Annotated in this window: 10 protein-coding genes and 1 pseudogene; 2 read left to right on the plus strand and 9 right to left on the minus strand. The window is 60.9% G+C overall.

All coding sequences use genetic code 11. The features are described 5' to 3' along the window. Positions 1-108: pseudogene (locus CKW19_RS29020) on the plus strand (IS110 family transposase); the annotation flags it as partial. A gap of 97 nt (positions 109-205) precedes the next feature. Here the strand turns inward: CKW19_RS29020 and CKW19_RS09585 are convergent. After that, positions 206-835 carry a response regulator transcription factor gene (locus CKW19_RS09585; RefSeq protein WP_095057683.1) on the minus strand — a complete coding sequence of 210 codons (630 nt, stop codon included), beginning with the start codon at positions 833-835 and terminating at the stop codon, positions 206-208. A gap of 260 nt (positions 836-1,095) precedes the next feature. Here CKW19_RS09585 and hpaC point away from each other — a divergent pair, with 260 nt between their 5' ends. Then, on the plus strand, positions 1,096-1,608 hold the full coding sequence (hpaC, locus tag CKW19_RS09590) for a 4-hydroxyphenylacetate 3-monooxygenase, reductase component (protein ID WP_095057684.1): 513 nt from the start codon (positions 1,096-1,098) through the stop codon (positions 1,606-1,608). Positions 1,609-1,748: 140 nt separating this feature from the next. Here the strand turns inward: hpaC and CKW19_RS09595 are convergent, their stop codons facing one another. The 8 genes from CKW19_RS09595 to CKW19_RS09630 form a co-directional block, all read right to left on the minus strand. Beyond that, positions 1,749-2,150, minus strand: coding sequence for a biopolymer transporter ExbD (locus tag CKW19_RS09595; protein WP_095057685.1), 402 nt, complete (start codon positions 2,148-2,150; stop codon positions 1,749-1,751). A gap of 1 nt (position 2,151) precedes the next feature. Next, positions 2,152-2,874: a MotA/TolQ/ExbB proton channel family protein gene (locus CKW19_RS09600; protein WP_095057686.1), complete on the minus strand. Its 723-nt coding sequence runs from the start codon at positions 2,872-2,874 to the stop codon at positions 2,152-2,154. An 86-nt stretch (positions 2,875-2,960) separates the two neighbouring features. Continuing rightward, positions 2,961-3,773 (minus strand): energy transducer TonB, encoded by an 813-nt coding sequence (locus CKW19_RS09605; RefSeq protein ID WP_095057687.1) that lies wholly within the window; start codon positions 3,771-3,773, stop codon positions 2,961-2,963. A 57-nt stretch (positions 3,774-3,830) separates the two neighbouring features. Next, positions 3,831-4,625, minus strand: a complete 795-nt coding sequence (locus CKW19_RS09610; protein ID WP_095057688.1) for an ABC transporter ATP-binding protein — start codon at positions 4,623-4,625, stop codon at positions 3,831-3,833. 11 nt (positions 4,626-4,636) lie between these two features. Continuing rightward, positions 4,637-5,398: an ABC transporter permease gene (locus CKW19_RS09615; protein ID WP_095057689.1), complete on the minus strand. Its 762-nt coding sequence runs from the start codon at positions 5,396-5,398 to the stop codon at positions 4,637-4,639. Between the two features lie 9 nt (positions 5,399-5,407). Further along, positions 5,408-6,169, minus strand: a complete 762-nt coding sequence (locus CKW19_RS09620) for an ABC transporter permease (protein ID WP_095057690.1) — start codon at positions 6,167-6,169, stop codon at positions 5,408-5,410. Positions 6,170-6,394: 225 nt separating this feature from the next. Next, a complete protein-coding gene (locus tag CKW19_RS09625) occupies positions 6,395-8,857 on the minus strand; it encodes a TonB-dependent siderophore receptor (RefSeq protein WP_095057691.1) in 2,463 nt (820 codons plus the stop codon). A gap of 317 nt (positions 8,858-9,174) precedes the next feature. Further along, positions 9,175-11,445: a TonB-dependent receptor gene (locus CKW19_RS09630; protein ID WP_095057692.1), complete on the minus strand. Its 2,271-nt coding sequence runs from the start codon at positions 11,443-11,445 to the stop codon at positions 9,175-9,177. Positions 11,446-11,638 lie beyond the last annotated feature (193 nt).

The raw sequence follows: 11,638 nt of genomic DNA on the forward strand, positions 1-11,638 counted from the left end.
GCCCCCAAGCAGATCATCTGTGCGGCGATGCGCAAACTGCTGCATTTCGTTTACGGAGTGCTCAAGTCGGGCCAACCCTTTGACCCGAAACTTGCGCTTGCTCGATGAGAAGCAAGACGGTATCTACAGGGACCTCTAGCGAACACAAAACCACTGTAGGAGCTAGCTTGCTAGCGATGGCGGCCTCACGGCCGCCACAAATCCCTCAATGCCGCACCGGCTCATCCACCGGCAAATGCAGCACTTCGCGCACCAGCATGGCGATGCTGCTCACGCCCATCTTTTCCTTGATCTTGGTGCGATGCACGTCAACGGTCTTCACGCTGATGTTCAGCTCGCGGGCAATCACCTTGCTCGCCTTGCCATCGATCACCAGCATCAACACTTCACGCTCACGGCTGGTCAATAGCGCCAGCTTGCCTTGCAGGTTCTGACGCTGTTGCTGATCCGCCTGGGCGTGCACGGCGGTCTTCAGCGCGGCCTGGATGCGGTCGATCATCTGCTGCGGGTTGTAGGGCTTCTCGACGAAATCCAGCGCGCCGTTTTTCATCGCCGCGACCGACATCGGAATGTCGCCATGGGCAGACACGAAAATGGTCGGCAAGGTGCTGCCGCGCTGGTTGAGGATTTCCTGCAACTGAAAGCCGCTGGTTTCCGGCATGCGCACGTCGAGCACCAGGCAGGCGGGCTGCTTGGGGTCGTATTGGCTGAGGAACTCTTCGGCGCCGGCAAAGCATTGCGCCTGCACACTGACAGACTCCAGCAACCACGCCAGGGAAGTGCGCAGGTCTTTGTCGTCGTCAACGATATAAACAATCGGTTTACGGGTTTCCATCGGGGCTGCCACGTATGTTTTTCTAATTATTGTTTTCGCACGCGAGCGTGCGGCACGCATTGGCTCAACTTTCTGTAGCCAGTCTGCAGAATACCCACTGTGGCCGGCCCTTGCGATAAAGAAACCACCTAGTCGACTAGCGGAAACCCAACCTCACCATGGGGATCGTCAGAATAGTTGCGCCGCGTCCGCAGCCTTAGTCTTGTTCCATCACCTACGGGCCGCAAGACAGCGGTCCTCCTGAAGGAAGGGGCATCGACATGGCCGACCTGAGCCAGCAGCAAATCGACTTTCGCAACGCCATGGCGCAGCTGCCTGCTGCGGTGAACATCATCACCACCAACGGCCCTGGCGGTCGTTGCGGCATCACCGCCAGCGCCGTGTGCTCGGTGACCGACTCGCCGCCCACCGTGCTGGTGTGCGTCAACCGCAACAGCGCCACCCACGACGTGTTCCGCACCAACGGCCACCTGTGCATCAACGTGCTGTGTGGCGAGCAGGAAGAGCTGGCGCGTCATTTCGCCGGCATGACCAAAGTGCCGATGGACGAACGCTTCGCCTGGGACCTGTGGGACGACGGCGCCGCCGATGTGCCGGTGCTGCGTGATGCTCTGGTGCAGCTCGAAGGGCGGATCAGCGAGTGCAAGGAAGTGGGTTCGCATTCGGTGATGTTCGTGGAACTGACGAAAGTGGGCGTGCGCGAACCGCGTGACAGCCTGGTGTATTTCAACCGGTTGTTTCATCGCGTTGAGCATGCCGGAGCACATTGCTGAACCCGGCAGCCTCCAGCGCTTGAAACCGCCATCGCCGGCAAGCCGGCTCCTGCAAGGGATGTGTGGATGGCGGAGGACGGGTACACACCGAATCCTGTGGAAGCTGGCTTGCCGGCGATGAGGCCCTTGGCCGCGGTCAGTTACTTTGCGGTGATTACCGACAACTTGGTGATGCCCGCGCGTTCGATGGACGCCATCGCCCGTGCGACTTCGCCATAGTTCACCCCGTTGTCAGCCTGCAACTGCACGCGGACCTCGGCGTCTTTGGCCTTGGCGGCCTTGAGGCTGGTCTCAAGCAGGTCAGGCTGCACTTCGTCCTTGTTGATGAACAACTTGCCTTTGTCATCGATGCTCACCACCAACGGGTCCTTTTGCTCGACCGGCGCCACCGACTCGGTTTTCGGCAGGTTGATCGGTATCGCATTGGTCAGCAGTGGCGCGGTGACAATGAACACAACCAGCAGCACCAACATCACGTCCACCAGCGGCGTGACGTTGATTTCGCTGAGCACCTCGTCATTGTCCTGGGTAGAAAACGCCATCTCAGGATGCCTCCTTGACTTTCTGACCAGCATTGCTGGCACCGGACTTGCCCGCCACAGGGCTTAGCAACACGCGAAAGGCGTGTTTCTGCGCCAGGCTATAGAAGTCATGGGCGAAGTCGTCCAGGTCCGCCGCCGCCAACTTCAGGCGACGCAAAAAGTAGTTGTAGACCAGCACGGCCGGTACGGCGACGGCGATCCCCACGCCGGTCGCGACCAGCGCGGCGCCGATCGGGCCGGCCACCGTTTCGAGGCTGGCCGAGCCCGCGGCACTGATGCCTTTCAACGCCGACATGATTCCCCAAACGGTGCCGAACAGGCCGATAAAGGGCGAGGTGCTGCCGATGCTGGCGAGAATGGCCAGCCCGGTTTCCAGTGAGCGCCGCTCGCGCACGATCTGCTGGCGCAAGGCGCGCTCAAGGCGGTCCTGATGATTGATCGACTGGCTCAGATCGGCGCCTGGGCTGTCGCTGAACTGGATGGCGTTGTAGCCGGCCAAGGCCACGCGGGCCGCCGAGCCGGGCAGGTTGTTGGCGTACTCGGCTGCCGACTCGAGGCTCGAGGCCGCCCAGAATTGCTTGTGGAATTTTCGATCCTGGGCCTTCAGGCGCACAAACTGCAGCCCTTTGAGCAACGCAAGGCCCCAAGTGGCGATGGAGAAGAGGATCAACAGCCAGATCACGGCGTGTTCGATAGATTCAAAAGGCGAGCTGAGCAGGTTCATGGTCGGTGTTCTCTGATATCGGTTGCTTGAGTGGCGGTGCTCCTTTTGTGGGGTGGCCCGCGGCTGCCTGGGTGTTCAGGGGGGTGCTACTTGATCTTGAAGTCGATGGGCACGCTGACCCAACCGTCCTGGGCGACGTCGCCTTGTTTGGCCGGCACAAAACTCCAGCGCTTCACGGCGGCCAGTGCGGCGGTGTCGAGCGAGTCGCGGCCACTGCTTTTCTGCAGCTGGATTTCACCGGGCTTGCCGCTGGACAACACATGCACACGCAACACCACCGTGCCTTCCCAACCGCGACGCATTGCCTGCGATGGATATTCCGGTGCCGGGTTGTGCAGGTAACCGGCGTTGGCCGACGCCGGGGTGACGGGCTGTGGTGCAGGCGGCGCCGCGGGTGCGGGCACTGCGGCCACCGGTGGTGGTGCAACAGGCGCGGGAGGCTGCGGCGTGACGGGTTTGGCAACCGGCTTGGGCGCGGGCTTGACCACAGGCTTGGGCTTGGGGATCGGCTTGGGCGGTGGCGGTTTGAAGGCCAGTTCATCTTCCACCGGCGGTGGTGGCTCGACCACCGGTAGCGGTGCCGGCTGGGGGGGTGGCGGTTGCACCACGGGCGGTGCCGGTTTCGAAAATTCAATGGTCATCGGCGGTATTTCCGGTGGCACCACCGGCAGGACCAGCGGCGGCGCCTGGTTGACCCAGACAATCACCGCGCCATGCAGCACCAGCGCCAGCGCCCCCAACAGGACCGCTTCCCGACGACGCAACACGCGTTTCGGGGCGCGTTGCAGGCGTGACAGTGCCAGGGGCTCGCGAAATACCCGGCCAAGGTTCAGCAGTTCACCCAGGGCCGGACCCTGGAATACCTGCGGCAGACTGGCGGGGCTTTGGACATTGCCCATGTGTTTACTCCTGTGCATCTTCAGTATTTTCCATGCTGCAACGGACCGGTCCGGTGCTTAATGCCCCACCAGTTCTTCCAGCAGTTGTTCCTTGTAGCCTTGCAGCACAGTTGAAGCGCGATCCCGCGGATGGGGCAGGTCAACCCTGATTTCGTGCTTGATCCGTCCCGGGTGGGCGTCCATGACGATCACCCGGTCACCCAGGTACAGCGCTTCTTCGATGTCGTGGGTGACCATGATCACGGTGCAGCGTTGCTGCACCCAGATGCGTTGCAACTCGTGTTGCAGGCGTATCCGGGTCAACGCATCGAGCGCGCCGAGCGGTTCGTCGAGCAGCAATACTTTCGGTTTGTTGATCAGCGCGCGGGCAATGGCTGCGCGTTGCGCCATGCCGCCGGAGAGCTGGTGCGGGTAGGCGTTTTCAAAGCCTTCCAGATTCACCAGCGCAATGTGTTCCGCCACCAACCGGTTTTTTTCCGCAGGCGACAGCGGATGGTTTTTCAACGCCAGGGCGATGTTCTGGCTCAGGGTCATCCACGGAAACAAGCGGTGATCCTGAAACACGATGCCACGCTCCAGGCTGGTGGCCACGACCCGTTTGCCGTCGAGCAGCATGTCGCCTGCATAGTCGGCTTCTAGCCCGACGATCAGACGCAGCAGGGTGGATTTGCCGCAACCGCTGGCGCCGACGATGCTGACGAACTCGCCGGGACGCACGTCGAGGTTGATGTTTTCAAGCACCGGCAGAGGCTTGCCTTCGATCCGGTAAGCCTTGCTCAGGCCGCGGATCTGCAGCGCACCGGACTGCAAGGAAGTGCTGTGTAGCGGGGCATGGCGGGCAATAGCGTTCATGGAGTGGCCTTTCAACGAATGTTGCGCCAGCGCAGCAATTGGCGGCTCAGGAGGGTGAATAGCAGGGTCATCAGGTAACCACACAGCCCGATGCACAACACGCTGAGGACAATGACTTCCATGCGTGAGCCGGCTTCTGCGTTCATCATCAGGTTGCCCAGGCCAGCGCCGGAGGACAGGAACAATTCGCTGCCCACGGCGGTGACCCAGGCAAACGCAAGGGCTTGCAGTACACCGGTGGCAATGCTTGGCAGCGCTGCGGGCAACAGCACATGACGCAAGCGTTGCCAGCGGGTCAGCACCAGCACCTGACCGACTTCGCGGTATCGCACCTCGACATGGCTGAAGCCCTGATAGGTGTTGAGGACCATGGGGTAGAACGCGGCAAGACTGACGATCAACACCTTGGAGAACTCGCCGTTGCCGAACCACATGGCGATCAGCGGAATCCAGCCGAGCATCGGCACCTGTCGGATTGAATGGAACAATGGCCCGATCAACCGATTGGCCACTGCTGACAGCGCCATCAGCACCCCCAGCAACACGCCGAAGAAGATGCCCAGGGCCAGACCGGTGCTGGTGCGAGCCAGGCTGGCCAACAGATTGACCAACAACTCGCCATTGGCCAGCAGTTCGATCAAGGCCGAGCCAATGCCTGACAACGGGACAAAGGCGTAAGCCCCGGCGGCGCCCTGGCGTGACAGATACTCCCAGGCGCCGATCAACAACAGGGGCAGCAGCAAGCCGCGGGAATTGGCAAGTAGTCGAGACATCAGCGGCTCCTAGCGAGTCTGCCAGCGGAACATCCGCTGTTCGAGTTGACGAAAACTGAAGTCGAGTACGAAGCCGATCACACCCGTGACGACCACACCGACCATCACCACATCGATGCGTAGCATTTGCCGGCTCATTTCAATCATCTGCCCCAGGCCACTGTCGGCGGCGAGCAACTCGGTGGCCACCAACACCACCCAGGCACGGGTGAGGCTGATACGGAATCCGGTGATGATCGGTGGCGCGGCGGCAGGCAAGGCAATCTCGCGGACGAACGTCGGCCAGCGCAGTCGATACACGTCAGCCACCTCGAAGTAGCTGCGCGGAATGGCTTTGACGCCTTCGCTGGCAGCCAGTGCCACCGGGAAGAAGGCGGTTTTGGCGACGATGATGATCTTGAAGGTTTCATCGATACCGAACAGCAGCACGAACATTGGGATCAAGGCGATGCTGGGAATCTGGCGCAGGGTATGGAACAACGGCGAGCAGTAGTTCTCGACGTTTTTCGAGAGGGCCATCAGCACCCCGAAAGCCAGGCCTGACAACGAGCCGATAGCGAATCCCAGTCCAAGGCGCGACAGGCTGTTGAGCAGGTGTTCGAGCAACTCGCCACTGACCGACAGGTCTTTGAAGGTTTGCCATACCTGTGCAGGAGGGACCAGCAGGTTGCGCGGGAAAATTCCGGCCTCGGCCACCACTGCCCACAGCAACAGCAGAGCAGCAGGGGAGATGAGCCAGGTCAGGGAGGACAACAGACGTTGGGTACGCATGGCAGGTCTTATTTCGGCGAAGTACCGAAGGGGTATCGCAAGAGCTGTGCCAGCCGCGACGGGTCAGGCAATACATCCTTGCAGGAGCCGGCTTGCTGGCGATAGCTGCGGTGCAAACACCACAAATCGTGCGGTCCGCCATCGCCAGCAAGCCGGCTCCTACAATGGCAATGGTGCTTCATCAGCAGTCGTTGCTGCCCCAGCAACACCTCGCCAGCAGTTTCGTCAGAAGTCGTAACTGACGCTGGTGTAGTAGAACGCGCCCTGGGCACCCTCAGGGCTGGTGATCGAGTACTTCGGTACGCCGTACAACTGCGTACCGTCAGCCTTGTCCGGGTGGGTGTCGAACAGGTTGATCGCGCCCAGCGAAACCTTCAGGGTTTTGTTGAAGGTGTAGGACAGGTCCAGGTCGGTTACCCATTGCGGGCTATAGGTCTGGTCCAGGTTCGGATTGGTGGCGTTGAGGCTTTTCCATTCGCCATACCGGCGCTGAGCCACGGTTATGCCCCAACCCTCATACAGCCAGTTGGCACTGAGGATCAATTTGGAGTCTGGCGTGCCGTCTTCGATCAGGCCCTGGGTAGTGCGCCCGACAATCTGCGAGCCCTTGATGTTGCCGACATCACGCAGTGCGGTGATTTTGGTGTTGTTCTGGCTCACGCCGGCGTTGAGGTTCAGGCGTCCGAATTGCTGCAAGTCCAGCTGATAGTTGCCGGCCAGTTCGACACCATCGGTGCGGGTGTCGGCGACGTTGGTGTAGAACGCGGCACTCTGAATGTTCGAGTAAGGCGTGCCGGCGAAAATCGGCGAGACCACCGATGCGGGCAACTGGTCGGACAGGGTGATGCGGTTGTCGATATCGATACGGTAGGCATCCAGCGTCACCGACGCGTTGGCCAGCGGGCGCCAGACCAGGCCCAGCGAGTAGCTGGTGGACTCTTCCGGCTTCAGCGAGGTACCGCCCAACATCGCGGCTTCCGGGCTGTCGGCGCGCAGCGTGCGTTGCTGCACCTCGACGTAATTGCCACTGCCGGGCGGTTGCTCGACCACCTGCACGCTGAACGAGGACAAGCCGCTCTGCACCAGTGACGGCGCGCGATAGCCGGTGCTGGCAGTGGCCCTGGCGGCAATCTGCGGGGTGAAGTCATATCGCAGCGACAGTTTGCCGTTGGTGGTGTCGCCGAAGTCCGAGTAGTGCTCGGTACGCACCGCGACGCCGGCCTGGAATTTCTCGGTGACCTGACCTTCGATATCGACGTAGGCGCCCAGTACATTGCGGTCCAGTGACGCGGCGTCGACCTGGGTAATGCCCGAGTAGTAACCCGGAATGCGGCGACGGGTGATCGGGTCGACGGTGTTGAACAGCGGCCCGTTCTGCCAACCTGCGGCTTCGCCCGCGCTGAGCTCGTAGTTCTCCTCGCGCCAGGCCAGGCCGGCGGAGAGGGTCAGGGGTTTGAACAACAGGTCGGTGGGGAAGTCCCGCACCCAGTCCAGGGTCGCGTTGGTCTGATCGGCCTCACGTTCACCGGTGTAGATTTTCTCCGGGCTGGTGACGCCCCAGCTGGGGTTGATGGCGTTGCGGTCGGTGGAATCCAGGGTGTTGTCGCCATGGTTGATGGCGAAGTCGAACTTGCCCAGTTGTTCGGTTTCGTAGCGTACGCCACCGGTCAACGCATAGTCTTCGAGCGAGTAGCGGGTGACCGGCAGGCGGCCGTCCGGGTAGCGCTGCAACGCGGTACTGCCGTAGTTGTTGCGCAGCGTCGTGGGCGGGTCGAAGAAGCCTTCGGCATCGGTGTTTTTATGCGAGTAGGTGGCGAACCCGTAGGCGGTCAGGCCGTCGCCAATGCCGACTTCACTGTTGACGGCGAAGTTGTATTGGTCCGACACATTGCCCGAGCCCCAGCGCCAGGTGCGGTAGCGGTTGTTCTGCTCGCGGGGTGTGTTGATGCTGGTGGAACCGGGATAAAAGATCCGGTTGTCCGGGTTGGTGTCGCTGGCCGGGTCCTGGCTGCCAGCGTCGAAACTCAGGGTCAGGAAGCCGTCGTTGGGCAGGGCCAGGCCTTTCCAGCCACTGAGTTTGCGCTGGATGCCATCGCCCTTGTCGTAGCCGCCGAAGCGATAGCCGAGGTTGCCGCCGTCGTCTTTCTCCTTGAGCACGATGTTGATCACCCCGGCGATGGCGTCGGAGCCGTACTGGGCCGCAGCGCCGTCACGCAGGATCTCCACGCGCTGGATTGAACTCAGGGGGATCAGGCTCAAATCGACGGCAGCCGCACCACGCCCATTCACCAGGCTTTGGCGAGTGACGTTGGCGCTGGTATGACGGCGCTTGCCGTTGACCAGCACCAACACCTGGTCGGAAGCCAGGCCGCGCAGCGATGCGCCTTGGGCGATGGAGCCGGCAAATGCACCTTGCGGCGATTGCGGGTAGGTGAACGAAGGCGACAGGGCGGTGAGGGCGCCGGACAGGTCACTGGCACCGGTTTCTTCAAGTTGTTTGCTGGTGAGCACATCAATCGGTGCGGCGCTTTCCAGAGCGGTGACATCACTGCGCCGCGTGCCGAGTACTACCACGGTGTCCAGGTGTTCGCTGCTTGCGGCGGGTTGGGTTTCGGCAGCAACGACGGGTATGGCAAAGCTGCCAACGACCAGCGCGATAGCGCCGGCCAGCGGGGTGTGATGGAACATGGGTAAATTCCTTCCAGACGTATGAAGACCCCTTGTAGGCGCTGGCTTGCCAGCGATGGCGGCCGTCAGAGCGATGCAAGGTCTGTGGGCCTCATCGCCGGCAAGCCGGCTCCTACAGGGTTTTGTGTGGTTCCGGAGGACCGGAAATCGATTGTTTGAATGGATACCGGCGGCCCGGAAATCGATGGGTTTTGCGTGGATACCGGCGGCCCGGAAATCGACATGTTTTCTGTAGGAGCCGGCTTGCTGGCGATGGCGGCCTCCATGGCGATGCAAGGCTGGGGGCCTAATCGCCGGCAAGCCGGCTCCTACAGGGATCAGAAGCGGCTGGTCACGCTCAGGCCAACGGTGCGTGGGTCGCCGTAGGTGATGACGTATTGACCAACGGTGCCGTTTGGACGGCCATGGACCTGATAGCGACGGTCGGTGACGTTGTTGACGAAACCGGTGACGCTGAGCTTCTCATCCGGGCTGAACCAGGTCAGGCGGGTGTTGGCCAGGGTGTAATGCGGTTGAGTCAGGGTCTTGTCGACGCTGCTTTGGCGATCGGCGAGGAAGTATTCCTTGTCGCGGAAACTCACGTCGCCGCCGGCCACCAGCTTGCCACCGATCTCCAGCGGGAAGGTGTAGTCGCCACCCAGCGCCACCACGTTACGCGGCGAGCGCACGAAGCTGTTGCCGCTGTAGTCGCCGGTGACTGCACCTGTGTTGGGGTTGGTGTTCTTGAAGTCGGTGTACTCGGTGTCGAGGAAGGACACCGCCGCACGCAAGTGCAGGTATTCCGTCGGTTGCGCCTCGAGCTCAAGCTCTGCGCCCTTGACCGTGCCCTTGGCGCCGTTGGTCAACGCGGTGGTCAGCACCCCGTTATTGACCGTCAACAGGTTCACCTGGATGTCCGAATAGTCGTAGTAGAAGATGTTGGCATTGGCCGTCAGGCGATGATCGAACCATTCGGATTTCAGGCCCAGCTCATAGGCATCGAGCTGTTCCGGATCGACCGTGGTCAACTGCGCGAGGCTGGTCGACAGCCCGGTGTTGAAGCCACCGGAACGGAAGCCATGGGCATACCGGAAGAACACCCGCACGTTGTCGTTGATCCGGTATTCCGGCGTCAGGTCATAGGTCCAGGCTTCCCAGGTCTTGTCCTCCTGACGATTGCCGTTGGTACCGACACCGGGCAGCGGCACCAATGGGCCGTTGGCAGTGATGCGGGTCAGTTGGGTCAGGTCAAGATCGATGTCTTTCTTTTCCTGGGTCCAGCGCAGGCCGCCGGTCACGGAGAAGTTATCGGTGAAGTCGTAGGTCAAGTTGCCGAACAACGCATAACTGTCTGTGGTGTGGTCGTAGCTCAAGTCACGGAAGGCAGTGGCGCCGCGCGTCTGATTCGAACCGGTGCCGTTAGGCGTCGGGCCGGGTGTGATAATGCGCTGTGCGGAGCTGTCGAGGTCTTCGTGGAAGTAGTGCGCACCCAGCAACCAGCGCAGGGTTTCCTGCTGCGACGAGGCCAGGCGCAGTTCCTGGGAATACTGCGCGTATTTGTTATCGGCACTCGCCGCGCCGTTGACCTCATAAGGTGTGTAGTCGGCGTCGCTGGTGGACTGCCCGCGAATGTAGTCATAGGCACTGATCGAGGTCAGGGTGTAATCGCCCAACTGCCAGTTCAGGGTCAGCGAAGTGCCGTCGTGATTGAGCTTGGAGTCTTCATTCACGTTGATGGCGATATCGCGCCCGCTAGGTCTTTCATAGCCCACATTGTAGTAACGGCCCAAGGTTAGCGAGCCGTTGCTGCCATCACCTTTGTACTCGCGACTGTGGATCTTCAGCAGCGCCTCAAGATCATCATTTATCTGCGCCAGAAACTGCAGGCGCACGGCTTTCTTGTTGACGTCGCCGTAAGTGTTGTCGTCCACCAGGTTCTCCTGGAAGCCGTCACGCTCTTCGGAATACAACGAGACCCGCGCCGCGAGTTTCTCATCCACCAGCGCTCCCCCCAGAGCGCCGCTGACGATGCGTTCGTTCTTGGTGCCAAATCCAATCGTGCCGAAACCGTCCGTGTCGAAGGTCGGTTTTTTGGAGATGACATTCACCGCACCGGCCGTGGTGTTCTTGCCGTACAGCGTGCCTTGCGGACCTCGCAGGATTTCGATGCGTTCCAGGTCGAACAGCGGCCCACCGCCGGCAATGGGCGCGTTCAGATAGACGTCATCGGCGTAGATCCCCACGGGGAAAACCGTTGCAGCGCCGGTATCCCCGGTGCCGAGACCACGGATGTACCAACGTGGCCGGCCATCGCCGTCCGGGTTTTTTGCCGAGGCGTTGGGCACGAAAGTGGTGATGTCGCCCATGTTGCGCACGCCGTCGGCCACCAGGCTGGTGCCTTGTACCGCGGAGACGGCCACCGGCACTTCCTGCAGGGTTTCTTCCTTGTGTTGGGCGGTGACGGTCACGGTCTTGAGCGAAGGCTCGGTTGCGGTTTTCTGGCTGTCCACTTCTGTGGCTTCTGCTGCCAGCAATCCCTCGCTGACGCCGCCCCCGGCCAGCAACAAGGTTAGCCAGATACTCTTGGTGATCGGATTAAGTTTATGCATTTATATTTCCCCCAATAAAGTTTCGCTAGTAGGGGTAGAGCAGAGATCGTGCCAAGAGGTTTTACGAGTGATTTTGTTTTGTTAAGTGACTGTATTTAAAGGGTTATGTTGTTATTGAAAGTTGTGTTTGTGGAGATTTTCCAGCGTTTTTTTAGTTAGGCTGCGGGCGAGTTCAAGAGCCTGTCAGCTATTC

The organism is Pseudomonas sp. Irchel s3f7, assembly GCF_900187615.1.
Lineage (GTDB): Bacteria > Pseudomonadota > Gammaproteobacteria > Pseudomonadales > Pseudomonadaceae > Aquipseudomonas.